Below are 17,365 nucleotides of genomic sequence, written 5' to 3'. Positions count from 1 at the left end.
AGTGCGTTCGGCCCGTCGTTTGCAAGCGTCACCTTGTCGATCTGGCGGCTGGCGCGCTCACGGAGATAAAAATCATGTCTATCTCGATGGTTAGCTCTTTCCTGAACGCCGCTTTGATGGCGGGTGGTACGGATGCGACCCGGCAGAAATCGCCTTCTGTCAGCCCCGCGCGCAGCGAGATCGACGAGATCCGCGAAAAAGGCATGGTCGCCTGGGCTCACGACAAGAAGATCGAAGAGCTGAAGAAGCGCATCGAGGACGAAATCCTCGCCCAGCGCGGCCTGACCAAGGAGGGGGTCGCCGCCCTGCCCGAGGCCGACCGCACCACGGTCGAGAACGAGATCGCTCGCCTGATCGAGGACCGGCTTCAGGAGACCCTGCAGGCCCAGGCCGAAGAGGCCGCGCAGGGCGGCAAGACCGAAGGCGTCTTGCTCAACATCATGGTCTGACGCCGCGACGGGCGCGGGACCACAGGACTGAGTCGACAAACCGCCGCTTTTCCCCCATAAGCCGCCGCTTCCGGCGCAATTGAACCTGCGTCTCCACCTGCACGACCCCGGTCCCCGCGCTCAAGCAGCGCAGCGTTAGCGCTTCAGGGATGTCCGGACGAGGCAGGCGAGAACCCTCTGCCGACGTGATCGTCGCCAGAGGTCGTTTCGCTATGGAGCACGGTTCAACCGCCCAACGAGGTAGTGAATGTTCGAGGCTCTGAACGAGCGGCTGACAGGCGTTTTCGACCGGATCACCGGTCGCGGCGCCCTGTCCGAAAAGGACGTCTCCGAGGCGATGCGCGAAGTGCGCGTGGCCCTGCTGGAGGCCGACGTCGCCCTGCCGGTCGTCAAGGATTTCATCGCCTTCGCCACCGAGAAGGCCACGGGCGAAGAGGTCATCCGTTCGGTCAAGCCGGCCGATCAGGTGGTCAAGATCGTCTATGACGGCCTGGTCGAGATGCTGGGCGGCGAGGAGCCGACTCCGCTCAATCTGAACGCCACGCCGCCCGCCGTCATCCTGATGGCCGGCCTGCAGGGCTCGGGCAAGACGACGTCCTCGGCCAAGCTGGCGCTGCGCCTGACGAAGTTCGATCGCAAGAAGGTCATGATGGCCTCGCTGGACACGCGTCGTCCGGCCGCGATGGAACAGCTGGCCCAGCTCGGCAAACAGATCGAGGTCGTGACCCTGCCGATCGTGGCGGGCGAGAGCGCGGTCCAGATCACCCGCCGGGCGCTGACCTCGGCCAAGCTGCAGGGCTTCGACGTCCTGATCCTCGACACCGCCGGCCGCATCACTCTCGATGAAGGTCTGATGGCCGAGGTCGCGGAAGTCGCCGACATCTCGAAACCCGTCGAGACCCTGCTGGTCGCCGACAGCCTGACCGGTCAGGACGCGGTCCGCACCGCCAGGGCCTTCCACGAACGCCTGCCCCTGACCGGCCTGATCCTGACCCGGGTCGACGGCGACGGTCGCGGCGGCGCCATGCTGTCGATGCGCGCCGTCACCGGTCTGCCGATCAAATACATGGGCGCGGGCGAGAAGGTCGACGCGCTCGAGGTCTTCGACGCCCGTCGCGTCGCCGGCCGCATCCTGGGTCAGGGAGACATCGTCGCCCTGGTCGAGAAGGCGTCGCAGGATCTGGACGCCTCCAAGGCCGAGGCCATGGCGCGCAAGCTGGCCAAGGGCCAGTTCGACCTCAACGACCTCGCCGCCCAGCTGCAGCAGATGAAGCGGATGGGCGGTCTTCAGGGCATCATGGGCATGCTGCCCGGCGTGGCCAAGATGAAGAACCAGATGGCCGAGAGCGGCGTCGACGACCGCATGATCCTGCGCCAGGAAGCCATCATCTCCTCGATGACCAGGGCCGAGCGCAAGAAGCCGGACCTGCTCAACGCCAGCCGCCGCAAGCGGATCGCCGCCGGCGCCGGGGTCGAGGTCCAGGACATCAACCGCCTGCTCAAACAGCACCGCCAGATGGCCGACATGGTCAAGTCCATGTCCAAGGGCGGCCCGCGCAAGATGCAGCAGATGGCCGCCATGCTGGGCGGTCTCGGCGGCGGAGCGGGCGGCATGGGCGGCGGCCCCGACCTCAACCGTTTGAAGGCCATGGGGGGCGGCAAGATGCCCGAGCCCAGCGCCGACGAAATGAAAGCCCTTCAGGACCGGCTCGCCGGACTGGGCGGCGGACAGCTTCCGGGAGGCCTTCCGGGCCTTCCCGGCCTACCCACCAAGAAATAATCCGAACCTAGAGAAAGAAGACCGAAATGCTGAAGATTCGTCTGGCCCGCGGCGGCGCCAAGAAGCGCCCCTACTACTACATCGTCGTCGCCGACTCGCATGCTCCCCGCGACGGCAAGTTCATCGAGCGCGTCGGCACCTACAACCCGATGCTGGCCAAGGACGGCGACAAGCCGCGCGTCACCCTGAAGGCCGACCGCATCTCGGAATGGCTCGCCAAGGGCGCCCAGCCGACCGACCGCGTCGCGCGCTTCATCTCGCAGAGCACCGACGAAGCCCTGACCGGCAAGGTCAAGTGGACCCAGTCGAACAACCCGAACAAGGGCGCTCCGGGCAAGAAGGCCCAGGAACGTTCGGCCGAGCGCGCCCAGCGCGAAGCCGACCGCGCCGAGGCCGAGGCCGCTGCGAAGATCGAAGCCGCCGAAGCCGCTGTGCGGGCCAAGGAAGAGGCGGCCGCTGCCGCCGAGGCCGCGAAGAACGCCCCGGCTGAAGACGTCGCCGCCGAAGAGGCTCCGGCCGCCGACACCGAAGGCTCGGCCGAGGTCAACGTCGAAGAGGCTCCGGCCGAAGGCGCCGCCGAAGAAGAGAAGACCGAGGCCTAAAGGCTTCACTGTCGCCGCTCCTTTCGCCGTCATCCTCGGGCTTGTCCCGAGGATCCATGGCGGAGGGAGCGCGCCGACGATGCCTGGTCGACCGGAACTGCTGATCCAGGCAGCATCCGGGCGGACAGATGGATCCTCGGGACAAGCCCGAGGATGACGGGATGGATGAAACGCATGACCGACCCATCTCCCTATCCCAAACTCATCCTCGTCGGCCACGTCGCCGGCGGGTTCGGGGTCAAGGGCGAGGTACGGATCACGACCTACACGGCGGACCCGCTGGCCTTGACCGCCTATGGTCCGCTGTTGCGCGGCGACGGCTCGCACGGCCTCACCCTGGTCCAGACGCGCGCGACCAAGGACGGCGTCGTCGGTCGGGCGAAGGAGATCGCCACCAAGGAAGAGGCCGACGCCCTTCGCAATCTGAAGCTCTATGTCCCGCGCGACGCCTTCCCGGCGCCCGACGAGGACGAGTTCTATCTCGCCGACCTGATCGGCGTGGAGGCCCGCGATCCCGAAGGCGTGGTGCTGGGCACGGTCAAGGCCGTGCAGAATTTCGGCGCCGACGACATACTGGAGATCACCCCGGTCGCCGGTGGTCAGACCTGGTACCTGCCGTTCACCAAGGCGGCGGTGCCGGTCCTGCATCTGTCCGACGGCTGGCTTCTGGCGGTGCGGCCCGAGGAAGTCGGCGAGCGCGAGCCGGACTGACCTGCCCCTTCTCCCCTTGCGGGAGAAGGGGGCCGAGCGCAGCGAGGTCGGATGAGGGGTAAAACACCGTCTGGCCGATGAAACACAGACCTGACGCGGGGCATGCGCCGACGCATACCCCTCATCCGTCAGCCTTCGGCTGCCACCTTCCCCCGCAAGGGGAGAAGGGACATCGCGGCCTATTCGATCTCGACGGTTTCCGCGTCGCCGACGTATTTCTTGATCGACTCGATCGCGCGCTTGGCGCCCGACTTGTCCGAGTAGCCCTCGGTCGCGAAGATGACCTCGGAATTGTATTTGAACCGGACGCGGAACTCGCCGGCCTTGTCCTTGTAGACTTCGAACTTGTGGGCCATCGGGCGCCTCCTCGTTTGTGAGGTCCGGATAAAGCCCCGCTTCCGGGCAGGCGACAACCCGACAATGTCTGACGGCGTACACAGGCGCGTGAGGCGGCGACGCGACGCCCCTTGCGGCGAACGGACCGTCACCCGACATCAGCTCGTCAGCAACCGTAACGGTGTCTCATGGCCGACCTCTCCGCCTTCCCGATCACCAAACAGTATCCGGCCAGGGATCCTTCGATCCTGCAGCTCTATTCCCTGCCGACGCCCAACGGGGTGAAGGCCTCGATCATGCTGGAGGAGATCGGCCTCCCCTATGAGGTCCACCTGGTGGACATCATGAAGAACGAGACCTGGACGCCCGACTATCTGTCGCTGAACCCCAACGGCAAGATCCCGGCCATCCTCGATCCCGACGGCCCGGGCGGAAAGCCGATGGGTCTGTGGGAGTCCGGCGCCATCCTCGTCTATCTGGCCGACAAGACGGGCAAGCTGATCCCGACCGATCCCGCCGCCCGCTACGAGACCCTGCAGTGGGTCTTCTGGCAGATGGGGGCCGTGGGGCCGATGTTCGGACAGGTCGGCTTCTTCCACAAGTTCGCGGGCAGGGACTACGAGGACAAGCGTCCGCGCGACCGTTACGTCGCTGAATCGAAACGCCTGCTGGGCGTCCTCGAGGACCGGCTCAAGGACCGGACCTTCATCATGGGAGACGACTTCACCATCGCAGATGTCGCCCTGATCGGCTGGGTCAACAACCTCGTCACCTTCTACGAGGCGGGCGAGCTGGTGGACTACGGAGCGCTGAAGGCCGTGCCCGCCTGGGTCGAGCGTTGTCTGGCCCGACCGGCCGTCGCGCGCGGACTGAAGATTCCCGCGCGCTCCTGACGCGGGATCGTACGGGCGGGTTGGGGGTTTGGTCGGGGCAAACAAGGAAAGCCCCGATGAAACTGATCCTCAAAGAGCTGTCGAAGAAGATGCGCAGCATCGACTTCACCATGCTGACGACCCGCACCGCCTCCGGCGCCCTGACCTCCCGGCCGATGAGCAACAACGGCGAGGTGGATTACGACGGCGACAGCTGGTTCTTCACCACCGAGGACGCCGCCATGGTCGCCGAGATCGCGGCCGATCCGATCGTGGGCCTGACCCTGACCGGCGACAAGGGGCTGCTGGGCAAGCCCGGCATCTTCATCTCGGTCGAGGCGCGGGCCGAACTGATCCGCGACAAGGCCCAGTTCGTGGCGCACTGGACCAAGGGTCTCGACCGCTGGTTCCCGCAGAGGGCCGAGACGCCCGGCCTTGTCCTCATCAAGGCCCACGCCTCGCGCATCGCCTACTGGGACGGTGAGGACGAGGGCGAACTGACCCTCTAGGTCCGGCGATGCCCTCCAGCGTCATCCGCTGGTTCCGCTACGAGGAACCGGGGCGCGTGTTGCGTGTCGGCTTCACCTCGGGCGAGGTCTACGACTATGAAAACGTCCCGCCGAAGGTCGTCGAAGGACTGAAGGCCGCCCCATCCAGGGGGCGGTTCTTCGGCCCCAATATCCGCGACCGCTATCCGTATCGACGGGTCACAGACGGATCGGCTCATCAGGCCAAGACTGCAAACCCTTGACGCCCGTGAACGGCAAAATCTTCGGGTCGTGAACCGCCGGGACTGCCAATTGTGCCTGTCAAAGGCGCAAAGGCCGCCGAAATCAGCCCCGCAGCTTCCGCGTCAGAGCCTCGACGTCCCGGGCGATCTGATCGTCCTGGGGCATCAGCTCCTCGATCTTGCGCACGCCGTGCAGGACCGTGGTGTGATCGCGCCCGCCGAAACGACGGCCGATGTCCGGATAGGAACGGGTCGTGTGCTGTTTGCACAGCCACATGGCGATCTGGCGCGGACGGGCCACGGCGCGGGTGCGGCGCTCGCTGAGCAGGTCGGCCTGCTTCATGTTGAAATGCTCGGCCACCGTCTTCTGGATCTCGTCCACGGTGATGCGGCGTTCGGGACCACCGCGCAGGGCTGAGCCCAGCAGGGTGAGGGTCTCCTCGACGCCGAGGGACGACAGCCGCGATCCGGCGGCGGCGGCCAGGGTGTTCACGGCGCCTTCGAGCTCGCGCACCGAACCCGGGGTGCGGTCGACGACCTGTTCCAGCACCTCGCGCGAGGCCTCGCCGGACACCACGCCCATGCGGGCGAAAGCGGCCAGACGGTTTTCGGCCACGGCGATCTTGAGGGCGCGGTCGGCGGGCTCGACCGGGCAGGTCAGGCCGGCGGCCAGATGGCTGCGCAGGCGCGGCTCGACCTCGGTCAGGGCCATCGGCGGGCGGTCGGCCGACAGGACGATCCGTTTGCCGTCCTCGATCAGGGCCGTCAGGGTCGACAGCAGCTCTTCCTGGGTCGAGGCCTTGCCGCCCACGAACTGGACGTCGTCGAGCAGCAGCATGTCGGCCGAGCGCAGGCTTTCCTTGAAGGCGGCGGTCGAGCGGTCCTGCATCGCCTTGACGAAGGTCGACAGGAAGCGTTCGGCGGTCAGGTAAACGACCTTTGCGTCGGGGCGCAGGCGCTGCGCCTCCCAGGCGATGGCGTTCAGCAGGTGGGTCTTGCCGTAGCCGTAGGGGCCGCAGAAGAAGATCGGGTTGAAGTGGCCGTCGGCCCAGCTGGCCGTCTGGCGGGCGATGGCCAGGGCGAAGGCGTTGCCCTGACCCTCCACGAAGCTGTCGAAGGTCAGACGCTCCTGCAGGCCTGCGGCGCGCACGGCGCGGGCGCCGTCGGTCACGGGACCGACGGTGGGCGCCACCGGTGTCTGGTCATGGGCTCCGGACAGGGCCTGAAGAGCCACGGCGGACGCCGGCGGAGCCGAAGTCACCTCGGCGCGGCACCGGACCTCCAGACGGCGCGACAGGCCGTCCAGGCCCAGCCACAGCTCGTTCAGACGGCGAAGCGCGTTCTTGCGCACCCAGTCGCGGGCGTAGCCGGTCGGGGTCACCAGGATCAGTTGACCGCCCCCGTCGATCCGCACCGCCGACGGCGCGATATAGGAGCTGAACGGTCCGTCGCCGATTTCGGCCCGGAGCCTCAGCGAGGCCTCGTTCCAGATCCGGTCCGGGTCCGTCATGTTCGCCAACGCCAAGCCCCCCATCGTCGTTACACCCGCCTTGAAAAAGTCATCACTCCCCGGAACCTTCTGTTCCGAGGTCCACGCCGGGTCGGTCGATCCAGGGACGCGTTCTCCTGACCTCCGAAGCGTGAGCTTCGAAAGCGGGGGCGACCTCGCGGACAGACGTCTCCCGCCGGCGCAGGGGTTCGCCCCCGCTCCGTCTTCATCCGTGTGGGGATGGAAGTGCGTTAGAGCCCAAAACTTACGCCCGACGCGGCATGGGTCAACGCTGATTCGCGAGCCGATTCGCAGTTAAATTGTTTGACTCCGCTAAAGCCAAATCAGGCCTAGGAAAATGCCGATTTCGCCTGTTCGGCGAACAGCGACAGTTGCCAATTCACTTAGCGGCGCACAGCGAAACGGCGAGGGAGCATCTGCGCCCTCGCCGTTGAAATCACATAACTTTCGTATGACAGTACGAAAAAATTCGTTCCGCACGCATCCGTCCGTCAAGCGCTGCCGTAGCGCCTGAGACCTGTGTCAGGCAGCGGACATTTTCTTCAGTTGGGCGTGCAGGCGAGACACCTTGCGCGAGCCCGTGTTCTTGTGAACCACGCCCTTGGTGACGGCGCGCATCAGCTCCGATTGGGCCTCGACGAAGGCGCCCTGGGCGGCGGCGGCGTCGCCACCCGTCACCGCTTCCTGGAACTTGCGCAGGAAGGTGCGGACGCGCGTGCGGCGCGACTTGTTCACTTCGGTACGCGCGGCGATCTTGCGGATCGCTTTCTTGGCGCCGGGATTGTTGGCCATCGTCAAACCTATCAACGGAAACGCCGCAGACACCCGTCCACGGCGCGGAAAATCTTCAAGAGCGGGCGGCTATAGCGGAAGGGGCTGTGAGGGGCAAGTGGAGTCTGCGTCCGTCCAGGAGGGCTTGGTGGGCAGGGGGTAGGGCTTGGCAAGCAAGACAAGGATGGACCGCAGCGACGGCCTACTCGCCCTAGGCCCTGAGCCCCAAGCCCCCTGCCGGTGACAGTTGACGCCGTGTGGTTACAATTGTAGCCATGTGACGACAGGTCGATCCGGAGACGCCCGATGCCCCAGCCCCCCACGCCCACCGACGCCGAGCTGGACATCCTGAAATGCTTCTGGCGCGACGGGCCCCTGAGCGCCACCGAGGTGCGGACGCGCATCGCCGACGGCCTCGGCTGGACCTCCTCGACGACCCGGACCGTGCTGGAGCGGATGTGCGCCAAGGGCTTGCTGGCCCGGCGGGAGGCGCACGGCATCGCCGTCTACAGCGCGGTCCAGCCCAAGGTGGCCGTGATCGGCGGAATGATGCGGCGCATTTCGGCGATGCTGGAGATCGATGGCCCCCTCCCGGCCTCGGCCTTCTCGGGGAGCGCCCTGCTCAACGCGGACGATATCGAGGCCCTGACCGAGGCCCTGTCCGCCGACGCGTCGGACGCGGAGGGGGCGTGATGTCGATCTCCGAACTGCTGGCCCTGTCCCTGATCCTTTCGATCGCCGCCTCGGCCCTGGTCTGGTTCGCGGGCGTCCTCGTCGAACGCGCGAGCGCCGATCCCCGGCTGAGGGACCGGGTCTGGGGCGCCGGCCTCCTGCTAAGCGCCCTTCCGCCCCTGGCCGTCGCGATCCTGCTGCTGGCCCCGGCGCCGGTGCAGGAGGTCGCGGCGCCCGCGATCGTCATGGCGCCGGTCATGGTCGCGCCGACGGTTCAGGCCGAGGCCGTCCCGACGCTCGCGGCCTTGCCCGACCTCGCGGTCTTCGCCTCGCTCTTCCTCATGGCCGCCGCGGGGATGGGTCTCGTCCGGCTCGTCTCGCTCACGGTGCGGGTCGGGCGACTGATGCGGTTGCTGCGTCATGCCGTTCCTGCGGATGCGGACCTGACGCGACGGGTCGAGGCCATCGGCGGGCGGCTCGAGATCCAGCCGCCCCGGACGGTCGTCAGCGCGACGGTCGGCGAGGCGCTCCTGTCCGGCCTCGGCCGCCCCTGCCTGATCCTGCCCCGGACCCCGGACGCGGTCGCAAGCGATGCGGTCATCGCCCACGAACTGGCCCATCTGAAGCGTGGCGATCACCGGACCCTGTGGCTGGAGGAGGCCCTCGTCGTCCTGCTGGCGATCAACCCCCTGATCCCGGCCCTGCGCGCCCGGCGGGATGCCGCGCGGGAAGAGGCCTGCGACGCCCTCGCCCTGGCCGCGGCGGAGCCGGCCGCACGACGCGCCTACGCCCAGACCCTGATCGAGGCCCTGAGGACCCGCGCCGGTCCCCGGGGCGGGGGCGACGCCGTCGCCGCCCTGACCTTCACCGGCGCCGGAAGGACCTCCGCCATGCATCGTCTGAAAGCCGTCATGACCCCGGCCGCCCCGGCCGGTCGCCGCACCCGGCTGATCGCCCTGTCGCTGACGGTCGGGCTCGCCGCGACCGTCGGAGCCGCCTCTTGGGCTGTCGCCGACCAGCGCCCTGTCAGAACCATCGTCAGCGCTGATGCCGCCGCCCCGAGTGCGGGGCCTGATCTGGCCTACGTCAGCGCCGCGTTCAATCCGGTCTATCGCGCCGCCTGGCCCGACGCCTGCGGCTTCGGTTCCGAGAGTGACGGCCGGGTCTTCGTCCTCGCCGGAGACTGCGCCACGGGCGATGGATCGAAGATCGAAATCCTGAGCCTGGCCGGGGTCGCGTTCTCGACCGAGGCCCGCGCAGCCTTCGCGGCGGTCAGGACGGCCTGTGACGCGGGACGTCTGATCGAGATCGCCTATCTTCAAAACGGCGTGCGTGATCGCGTTTCCGTCGCCTGCGTCAGCCCGGCGGTCGCCCCACCCGAGCCGGTGCGTCTCACGGTCGATCTCACCTACGATCCGGCCATCCGCATCGCCGCCGGCGACAAGCTGGAGATCGAGCTCAGGCGGAACATGGAAGGCGGAGGCACGGCCTCATCAGACATCGTGTTGAACCTCGCGCCGGGCGCTCTGCCGGGCCAAGCCTTCGCAGATCTGCGCCCGCCCCAGGTTCCGGCCGATCTCCGGAACGGCCCGATGTTCGCTCTGTCCGCCCGGATCGTCGGGACCGACGGGGCCGTGAAGGCCGTGTCCGACCGCAACCTCGGCCGCCCCCATGCGCCCTATCTGACCAGCGCCCGCGCGATTTCGACCGCGATGCGGATGCTCCCCATGAACACCTCCGCTCAGGCGGCGGCCGAAGCCCTGCCCGGCGAACCGGCCTTGACCGTGCGGATCGGCCGGTCAGACGAGCCCTTCCTTCTCGGATCGAGCCAGCTGTTGCGCGTCACCTTGCAAGGTCAGGACGGCGGGCGTGGGGCGCGTAACATCACGAGGCTGGAAATGCCGATCGCCCCGGGTCAGCCGCTGGAACGCGAGGTCCGCTTCCCCCTCAGCGACGAGCAACTTCCCACGCTCACGGCCGGCCGGACCTATGATCTGACCGCCGAGATCAGGGACGCGGACGGCCGGGTCTTCTATGCCGCCGAGCCGGTCACCGTTCGCATGGCGCCGGGATCGCGGGGGCGTCTGGCCGGGATGCGGCCCGAACTCGTGCTCGCTCGCACCGCCGCCGTTGCGCCGCCCGCCCTCGCGACCCGCGCCTATCGCGCGCGGCTCACGATCACCGAGAACGGACAGGTGGTGGCCTCCGGCCGGATGAGGCTCGTTCCGGGCGACGGCGCCGTGACCAACCTGAACGCGGACGGCCGCGACTACCAGGTCGACATGTCCATGGAGGGTCCTGAAAGCGACCCCGAAGGCAGGGGGCGTCTGACCGTGCTCGCCGACGTGGTGCGAGCCGCAGAGGCCGGCGGCTGGGAGACCCTGGCCAAACCGCGCCTGCTCATGGCCGCGGATGGCCAGGCCCGGATGACCTGGGGCGACGAAGCCGGGCTGATGTTCGAGATCGTGGTCGAGCCGGCCTGAGCTACCGCCCCGTGAACACCGGCTTCCGCTTCTCGACGAAGGCGGCCATGCCCTCCTTCTGATCCTCGAAGGCGAACAGGGAGTGGAACAGGCGGCGTTCGAACTGGACGCCCTGGGTCAGGGTCGTCTCGAGGGCGGCGTTCACCATCTCCTTGTTGGCCATGACGGCCAGAGGGCTCTGGGAGGCGATCTTCGCGGCGATCTTGCGGACCTCATCCAGCAGGGTCTCATGCGGGAAGACGCGCGAGGCCAGGCCCGCGCGCTCGGCCTCGGCGGCGTCCATCATCCGGGCGGTCAGGACCATGTCCATGGCCTTGGACTTGCCGACCAGACGCGTCAGCCGCTGGGAGCCGCCGATGCCGGGGGCGACGCCGAGGTTGATCTCGGGCTGGCCGAACTTCGCCCTGTCCGAGGCGACGATGAAGTCGCACAGCATGGCCAGCTCGCAGCCGCCGCCGAGGGCAAAGCCGTTGACCGCGGCGATGATCGGCTTCCGGAACCGGACGATCCGGTCGTGGCCCAGGGCGAAGAAATTGCCCTTGTACATGTCGGCATAGGACTGGTCCGACATCTCCTTGATGTCGGCGCCGGCCGCGAAGGCCTTGTCGCCCGAGCCGGTCAGGATCAGGCAGCGGACGCTGTCATCATGCTCGACCGCGTCGAGGAAGGCCGCCAGATCCCTGAACAGGGCCGAGTTCAGGGCGTTCAGCGCCTCGGGCCGGTTCAGGGTCACCACGGCATAGCCGTCGGCGTGCCGCTCGATCAGCAGGTTGTCGTAGGTGTCGGCCATGACGGGTCTCCGGTTCGTCTCACGCCTCCATACCGGCCGCGCCCCTGCGACGAAACCCGCATTGGCAAAGCGCACACGCAGGATAGGGTGGCGACAACCTTGGGGAGAACGCCATGCTGATCTGGTTCCTGACCGCCGCGCTCATGCTCGCTGACCTCAGCCCCGAGGCGCAGGCCAAACTCGCTCACTTCAACGCGACGGTCGCCGAGGCGCGCGCCGGAATGGCGGCGCTGGGCCCGGCGGCTTCCGACAGGGAACGACTGGAAGCCCTGCTCGCGCTGGATCAAGGCCCGTTGATGCTCGCCGCCCACTCCGACCTGTCGGACCTCCCCGAGGTCGAGCAGCGGGAGGTGCAGGGGGCGATGGACGCCGAGGTCGCGCGGCTGAGCGCCGAGAACGTTCAGACCCTGGTCGCCATGGTTCCGGCCGAGGGATGGTTCTCGACGACCGTCTACGGCGAGGAGGCCGCGACCGGCGCCTTCATGGTCGTCCAGCACGCGGACACGGCGCTGCAGAAACGCTTCCTGCCGGCCATCGAGGCCATGGCCGATCGGGGAGAGGCCAGCAAATCCTTCTACGCCCTGATGTACGACCGGGTCGCCGTCGCCGAGGGCCGGCTCCAGCGCTACGGCACCCAGATGCAGTGCGTGAACGGCCGGATGCAGCCCTTCCCCACCGAGGACCCGGAACAGCTCGAGGCCCGCCGCGCGCCGATGGGATTCCGCTGGCCCGACTACGCCGGCTATCTGGCCAACTTCGGCGCCTGCCACGGTCACTGAGGCGGGGTCACCCCTCCCACTGGAACACCTCGGTCACCGGCACGCCGAAGACGGCGGCGATCCGGAAGGCGGCCTCGAGGCTGGGCGAGTATTTGCCCTGCTCCATGGCGACGATGGTCTGGCGCGTCATGCCGATGCGCGTGGCGAGATCGGCCTGGGTCATCTCTCCGGCATGGAAGCGCAGCTCGCGGATGCGGTTCCGAATCGGCGGCGGGCCCTTGGTCACCGGCTGTGCCGCAGCAGGTTGATGAGGCCGGCGTAGCGCACCAGCATCCCGAATATGACGGCGGCCCAGACGGCGTTCGCCATCAGCACCATGCCGTTGGCCACTGTCAGCATCGTCGGCCAATCGGCCATCCGACCGGGATCCGGCGTCGGCCCCTCCATGTTGCCGGTATAGAAGTTGCCGAACCAGAAGGCGGAAAAGGCGATGCACACCAGGAGCAGCGTCGTCGTCGTGAACGCCCAGCGGGTCGCCCTCAGATCGGCCAGGGCCTCACGCTCGTCGTGCAGCCCGCGCTCGGCGGCCGGGGTCGAGAACCGCCTGGCCAGAGCGGCCACCCCGCTGACGACGACGGACCCGAACACGGCCATCCCGAACCAGGTGCCGGCATAGATGGAGAAGCCCTGCTCCGTCAGGGAGCCCCGGACCAGGACCTGTTCCCCGAACCACCAGAAGTATCGACCCCAGAGATAGCCCAGGATCAGGAACTGCGCCCAGGCGCTCTTCTCGCGAAACGACATCAGCGCAGTCCTCTCAGCAGCATCAATGTGACCCCGGCGCGAACCATCTCGGCCAGCACCAGACAGGCCAGCAGCACATTGGCCAGCAGCACCATCATCTCGCCGGTGATCGAGAAGACCGCCGCCCCGCCGACGAAGTTGTCATCGAACAGGCCCGCGAAATAGGCCCCGGCCGAGACGCAGAAGACCAGGCCGATCAGCGCCATGAGGGCGATGTGGCTGGCCTTCAGCGAGGCGAGGATTTCGCGCTCATCGCGGGTGTCGCGCTCGGACTTCGGCGTGGTCCAGGTCGCGATGATGGTCAGGACCGCCTCGATCAGGACGACCACCACGAGGCTGCCCATGAAGGCGAGGCTGACGTCGCCGGTGAAATGCTCGCTGACCAGCCGTCCCGAGACGACGTGCTGGATCAGGAACCAGAAATACCAGCCCCACACCGCCACCGAGGCGATGATGCTGATCCACAGATGCTTTTCGCGAAACGACATCAGAAGGCCCTTCCCAGGCGATAGAATGTGAGAGTCACCGATGATCGCACCAGTTCGGCGACGACCACGGCCAGCAGAATGCCGTTGGCGACGATGACGGTCGGGTCGCCACGCGAGGACAGCGACACATAGGTCATCCCCTCCACCTTCAGGGTCATGCCCAGCACGAAGGGCGTGGCGCAGGCGACGCAGAGCACCAGTCCCAGCAGAATCCCGTAGGCGATGACCGTCGCCCGGCCGGCGATGCGGGCCTCGCGTTCGTCCGCCGGAGCGCTGGCCTCTCTCAATGCGCCGATGGCGGTGGCCGCGATCAGGACGGCCTGGACGATCACGGTGAAGACGACGCACTCCACGAACAGCGCCATCTGCCACGAACCGCTGTCCCCTGAGGTCAGGGCGGGAACGACGCGCGTGAAATAGAACCCCCAGACGCCGACGGTCGTCAGCAGACTGATCCAGGCGACCTTCTCTCGAAACGTCATGGTGTCCTCCCGCCGCGACAGGCGGCGAAAGCGATGTCGCATGAGGCCGACATCATGTCTACTATTTTTTACACAAGGTCGAGTTTGGCCGACATACGCTTCAAGATCGCCCGTGCATGGCCTAGGAGAGGGACGGGCCGCCGGGAGGGAACGCGATGCACGCCGTCGAGAGCTTCGAGCTTGTGCTGACGCTTCTGGCCGTGGTGCTCGCCCTGCACTGGCTGGCGCTGAAGCTTCGGTGGCCGCCGGCGACCGTGCTTCTGATCGGCGGAGGAGGCCTGGCCTTCGTGCCGGGCCTGCCGTCGTTCTCGCTCAATCCGGAACTGGCCCTCGTCCTCTTCCTGCCGCCGATGCTGATCGGCGGCGCCTTCTATACGCCGCTGGTCCGTTTCCGGCGCCAGCTGCCCGGCATCCTGTCGCTGGCGGTCGGGGCGGTCGTCTTCACCACCCTGGCGGTCGGGGTCGTGACCCACTGGCTGATGCCGCAACTGCCGTGGGCCGCCTGCTTCGCCCTCGGAGCCATCGTCTCGCCCCCCGACGCCGTATCGGCGGGCGCGGTGCTCAAAGGAGTCAAACTGCCGCGCCGGCTGACGACCCTGCTCGAAGGCGAGAGCCTGCTGAACGACGCGACGGGTCTGATCCTGTTCCGCTTCGCCGTGGCCGCGACCCTGACCGGCGCCTTCGACGCGGGGGCGGCGGTCATGGACTTCGCCGTCCTGGCACTCGGCGGCGCGCTGGTCGGCGCGGCGGTCGGCATGGCCTGGGTGGTCCTGGCCAGACGGCTGAAGGACCGGATGCTGACGATCCTGACGATCATCCTTCTGTCCTGGGTCGCCTATCTCGCGGCCGAGGCCGTGCACGTGTCGGGCGTCATCGCCGTGGTCGTCGCCGGTCTGATCCAGAGCTGGCATCAGCACACGGTGATCCCGGCCTCCGTGCGCCTGCAGGCCCGCAGCACCAACGAGACCCTCAACTTCGTGCTCGAAGCCCTCGTCTTCATGCTGATCGGCTTCTCGCTGCGTGGCGTCGTCGACCGGGCCGGCGGGATCGAGGCGCTGGGGCCGATGGCGCTGGTGGTCCTCGCCGTGGTGGTCACGGTGACGGCGGCGCGGTTCGTCTGGATCATCGGTTCCGACAGTCTGGCGGCTCTGGCGCGACGGGCGGGATTCAGGCGGGTCTCACCGCTGGGATGGCGTCAGGGCGTCACCCTGGGCTGGGCCGGGATGCGCGGCGTCGTCACCCTGGCCATCGCCCTGACCCTGCCGCTCGACATGCCGGGCCGGGACCTGATGCTGGTCACGGCCTTCGCGGTCATCTTCGCCACCGTCATCGTGCAGGGGTCCAGCCTCGGCTGGCTGATCCGCCGGATCCGGCCGGTCGATCAGGAGCCGCCGGCTGCCGTGGCCATGGCCGGCGCCGAGTTCGCCATCACCCGCGCCCGGGCCGCCGCCGTCGAGGCCCTGGCCCACGGTCCCGACGGCGAGGTCCTGCATCCCGTGATGCTCGAGGCCTCGCGCAAACGGCTCGAGTTCATGGAGCGCTACGCCGCCGACACCGACACCGTGATGGAGGGTCTGCAGACCTCGTTCGACGTGATGCTGGAGGCGCACGCCGCCGGCCGCGCCGAACTGATCCGGCTGCATCGGTCGGGCCAGATCGAGGACGCGGTCTTGCACAATCTCGAGCGGGACCTCGACGTCGAGGAGATGGGCATCATCTTCCAGCGCGACGACCCGTGACGGAGGGTCACAGCCCGACCATCTCGCCCAGCTTCAGGACCGTGTTCCAGTTCCGGCCGGTGCCCATGCCCAGCATCCTGGGCGTCGCCTTCTTGAAGATTTCGCTCTGACCCTGGCCATGCGGGAACCAGAAATAGAGGACGCCGGCTTTCGCCTCGACCGCCTCCCCGTCGCGACAGAGGGCCTGAACGGCTTCCAGCGCGCCGGGCTTGATGCCGTCCTTCATGACCATGGCCACGACCCGGGACGGCTGGTCGGCGGCCTCTTGGGGGAAGGGATTGGCGGCGATCAACGCGGCCCACTGCTCCGGCGTGCGGACCATGGCGGCGATCTTCACGCCGAAGCGGCGCGCCATCTCCGCCTCGATCGCGGCCTCCAGCGCATCCGTCGCCATCGCGCTCTCGACCACCAGATTGCCGCTGGCCTGAAGCGTGCGCGGGTTCGCCAGCCCCATCGCTTCGGCCATCTCGCGCTGCTCGCCGACGGGGGCGCGAACGCCGCCGGTGTTCATGCCCCGGAACAGGATGACGCGGTGGGTCACGATCAGCGTTTCTGGCAGGAGGGGCAGTAGAAGGTCGATCGGCCGCCCTGCACGATCCGCTTCACCACCCCTGTGCAGCCGTCGCCGAGGCACGGTTGACCCTCGCGGCCGTAGACGTCGAACCGGTGCTGGAAATAGCCCTGGCCGCCGTCGGCGTTGGCGAAGTCCTTGAGCGTCGAGCCGCCGGCCGCAATAGCGTCGTTCAGCACGTCCCGGATGACCGAGGCCAGGGTCTCGAGCCGCGCCTTCGAGACCTTTCCCGCCGCGATCAGCGGAGAGATGCGCGCCCGGTACAGGGCCTCGCAGACATAGATGTTGCCGAGGCCGGCGACGTTGCGTTGATCCAGCAGTGACACCTTGATGGTCTGTTTCTTGCCGTCGAAGACCTCGGCCAGATGGGCGGCGGAGAAGCCGTTGCCGAGCGGCTCCGGCCCCATGCCGACGAACCACGGATGGCTCTCGACCCGGTCGGTGGGGATCAATCCCATGAAGCCGAACCGGCGAGCGTCGGCGAACCCCACCCGCGTCGCCTTGCCGCCGCGCAGGGCGCAGAAGCTCATATGCTCGTGCTTGCCGGAGATCGGCGCGGGTTCCTCGAACTCGCCCAGCTGTTCGCCGTCGACGGTGAACCGGCCGGTCATGCCCAGATGGGTCACCCAGGTCTCGCCGGTCGACAGGGACGCCAGCAGATATTTGGCCCGCCGGTCGATCCGCTCGACCGTGGCGCCCTCCAGCCGTTCGACGAACCGGTCCGGGAAAGGAAAGCGCAGGTCCGGGCGGTTCTGTCGCACCTTCGTCAGCCGCGCCCCGACCAGCACCGGCTCCAGGCCGCGTCGGACCGTCTCGACCTCGGGAAGTTCAGGCATGTCATCCGTCTAGCCCGTCC

The 17,365-nt window shown here is 67.8% G+C and carries 21 protein-coding genes; 11 read left to right on the top strand and 10 right to left on the bottom strand.

All coding sequences use genetic code 11. The annotated features are described in order from the left end of the window. Positions 1-74: 74 nt before the first annotated feature. The 4 genes from ACQY68_RS02985 (at position 75) to rimM (ending at position 3,542) form a co-directional block, all read left to right on the top strand. Entirely contained in the window at positions 75-449 is a 375-nt protein-coding gene (locus tag ACQY68_RS02985) for a hypothetical protein (RefSeq protein ID WP_428151539.1), read from the top strand. Between the two features lie 247 nt (positions 450-696). After that, positions 697-2,229, top strand: a complete 1,533-nt coding sequence (ffh, locus tag ACQY68_RS02980) for a signal recognition particle protein (RefSeq protein ID WP_428151538.1) — start codon at positions 697-699, stop codon at positions 2,227-2,229. Positions 2,230-2,255: 26 nt separating this feature from the next. Beyond that, positions 2,256-2,831 (top strand): 30S ribosomal protein S16, encoded by a 576-nt coding sequence (rpsP, locus tag ACQY68_RS02975; RefSeq protein WP_428151537.1) that lies wholly within the window; start codon positions 2,256-2,258, stop codon positions 2,829-2,831. Positions 2,832-3,005: 174 nt separating this feature from the next. Beyond that, positions 3,006-3,542 (top strand): ribosome maturation factor RimM, encoded by a 537-nt coding sequence (rimM, locus tag ACQY68_RS02970; RefSeq protein ID WP_428151536.1) that lies wholly within the window; start codon positions 3,006-3,008, stop codon positions 3,540-3,542. A 179-nt stretch (positions 3,543-3,721) separates the two neighbouring features. Here rimM and ACQY68_RS02965 read toward each other — a convergent pair whose 3' ends face one another. Continuing rightward, on the bottom strand, positions 3,722-3,898 hold the full coding sequence (locus ACQY68_RS02965; RefSeq protein WP_271146073.1) for a YegP family protein: 177 nt from the start codon (positions 3,896-3,898) through the stop codon (positions 3,722-3,724). Between the two features lie 168 nt (positions 3,899-4,066). Here ACQY68_RS02965 and ACQY68_RS02960 point away from each other — a divergent pair, with 168 nt between their 5' ends. From ACQY68_RS02960 to ACQY68_RS02950, 3 genes are read left to right on the top strand one after another with little or no spacing between them, the layout of a single operon-like run. After that, complete coding sequence (locus ACQY68_RS02960; RefSeq protein WP_428151535.1) at positions 4,067-4,771, top strand: glutathione binding-like protein; 705 nt, start codon at positions 4,067-4,069, stop codon at positions 4,769-4,771. A 56-nt stretch (positions 4,772-4,827) separates the two neighbouring features. Beyond that, positions 4,828-5,259 carry a pyridoxamine 5'-phosphate oxidase family protein gene (locus ACQY68_RS02955; RefSeq protein ID WP_428151534.1) on the top strand — a complete coding sequence of 144 codons (432 nt, stop codon included), beginning with the start codon at positions 4,828-4,830 and terminating at the stop codon, positions 5,257-5,259. An 8-nt stretch (positions 5,260-5,267) separates the two neighbouring features. Beyond that, positions 5,268-5,501 (top strand): KTSC domain-containing protein, encoded by a 234-nt coding sequence (locus ACQY68_RS02950; RefSeq protein WP_428151533.1) that lies wholly within the window; start codon positions 5,268-5,270, stop codon positions 5,499-5,501. A gap of 82 nt (positions 5,502-5,583) precedes the next feature. On the opposite strand, the gene dnaA is transcribed toward ACQY68_RS02950, so the two are convergent. Together dnaA and rpsT are read right to left on the bottom strand one after the other, a co-directional pair. Beyond that, the gene (dnaA, locus tag ACQY68_RS02945) at positions 5,584-6,990 is read right to left on the bottom strand and encodes a chromosomal replication initiator protein DnaA (protein WP_428151532.1); all 1,407 of its coding nucleotides are present in this window, start codon (positions 6,988-6,990) and stop codon (positions 5,584-5,586) included. A 522-nt stretch (positions 6,991-7,512) separates the two neighbouring features. Next, the gene (gene rpsT / locus ACQY68_RS02940) at positions 7,513-7,782 is read right to left on the bottom strand and encodes a 30S ribosomal protein S20 (protein ID WP_298159288.1); all 270 of its coding nucleotides are present in this window, start codon (positions 7,780-7,782) and stop codon (positions 7,513-7,515) included. A gap of 285 nt (positions 7,783-8,067) precedes the next feature. On the opposite strand from rpsT, the gene ACQY68_RS02935 reads away from it, so the two are divergent. After that, positions 8,068-8,454 (top strand): BlaI/MecI/CopY family transcriptional regulator, encoded by a 387-nt coding sequence (locus tag ACQY68_RS02935; RefSeq protein ID WP_428151531.1) that lies wholly within the window; start codon positions 8,068-8,070, stop codon positions 8,452-8,454. Beyond that, positions 8,454-10,916, top strand: a complete 2,463-nt coding sequence (locus ACQY68_RS02930; protein ID WP_428151530.1) for a M56 family metallopeptidase — start codon at positions 8,454-8,456, stop codon at positions 10,914-10,916. The genes ACQY68_RS02935 and ACQY68_RS02930 overlap by 1 nt, the downstream gene beginning before the upstream one ends. Position 10,917: 1 nt before the next feature. On the opposite strand, the gene ACQY68_RS02925 is transcribed toward ACQY68_RS02930, so the two are convergent. Next, positions 10,918-11,706, bottom strand: a complete 789-nt coding sequence (locus tag ACQY68_RS02925; protein ID WP_428151529.1) for an enoyl-CoA hydratase-related protein — start codon at positions 11,704-11,706, stop codon at positions 10,918-10,920. Between the two features lie 113 nt (positions 11,707-11,819). Here ACQY68_RS02925 and ACQY68_RS02920 point away from each other — a divergent pair, with 113 nt between their 5' ends. Then, positions 11,820-12,485, top strand: a complete 666-nt coding sequence (locus tag ACQY68_RS02920) for a DUF6624 domain-containing protein (RefSeq protein ID WP_428151528.1) — start codon at positions 11,820-11,822, stop codon at positions 12,483-12,485. A 7-nt stretch (positions 12,486-12,492) separates the two neighbouring features. Here the strand turns inward: ACQY68_RS02920 and ACQY68_RS02915 are convergent, their stop codons facing one another. From ACQY68_RS02915 to ACQY68_RS02900, 4 genes are read right to left on the bottom strand one after another with little or no spacing between them, the layout of a single operon-like run. Continuing rightward, positions 12,493-12,711, bottom strand: coding sequence for a helix-turn-helix transcriptional regulator (locus ACQY68_RS02915; RefSeq protein WP_428151527.1), 219 nt, complete (start codon positions 12,709-12,711; stop codon positions 12,493-12,495). Further along, positions 12,708-13,229 carry a hypothetical protein gene (locus tag ACQY68_RS02910; protein WP_428151526.1) on the bottom strand — a complete coding sequence of 174 codons (522 nt, stop codon included), beginning with the start codon at positions 13,227-13,229 and terminating at the stop codon, positions 12,708-12,710. The genes ACQY68_RS02915 and ACQY68_RS02910 overlap by 4 nt, the downstream gene beginning before the upstream one ends. Then, positions 13,229-13,717, bottom strand: a complete 489-nt coding sequence (locus ACQY68_RS02905) for a hypothetical protein (RefSeq protein ID WP_428151525.1) — start codon at positions 13,715-13,717, stop codon at positions 13,229-13,231. The genes ACQY68_RS02910 and ACQY68_RS02905 overlap by 1 nt, the downstream gene beginning before the upstream one ends. Next, on the bottom strand, positions 13,717-14,199 hold the full coding sequence (locus ACQY68_RS02900) for a hypothetical protein (RefSeq protein ID WP_428151524.1): 483 nt from the start codon (positions 14,197-14,199) through the stop codon (positions 13,717-13,719). Before ACQY68_RS02900 ends, ACQY68_RS02905 begins: the two co-directional genes overlap by 1 nt. A gap of 155 nt (positions 14,200-14,354) precedes the next feature. Between ACQY68_RS02900 and ACQY68_RS02895 the strand changes: the two genes are divergently transcribed. Beyond that, entirely contained in the window at positions 14,355-15,938 is a 1,584-nt protein-coding gene (locus tag ACQY68_RS02895; protein WP_428151523.1) for a Na+/H+ antiporter, read from the top strand. A gap of 7 nt (positions 15,939-15,945) precedes the next feature. Here ACQY68_RS02895 and ACQY68_RS02890 read toward each other — a convergent pair whose 3' ends face one another. Continuing rightward, positions 15,946-16,479, bottom strand: coding sequence for a DUF1697 domain-containing protein (locus tag ACQY68_RS02890; RefSeq protein ID WP_428151522.1), 534 nt, complete (start codon positions 16,477-16,479; stop codon positions 15,946-15,948). Positions 16,480-16,481: 2 nt separating this feature from the next. Beyond that, a complete protein-coding gene (mutM, locus tag ACQY68_RS02885; protein ID WP_428151521.1) occupies positions 16,482-17,345 on the bottom strand; it encodes a bifunctional DNA-formamidopyrimidine glycosylase/DNA-(apurinic or apyrimidinic site) lyase in 864 nt (287 codons plus the stop codon). Positions 17,346-17,365 lie beyond the last annotated feature (20 nt).

This window comes from Brevundimonas sp. (assembly GCF_965278935.1).
GTDB lineage: Bacteria > Pseudomonadota > Alphaproteobacteria > Caulobacterales > Caulobacteraceae > Brevundimonas.
Note: the sequence above shows the minus strand (reverse complement) of the source record. Positions and strands in the feature narration are given on the sequence as shown.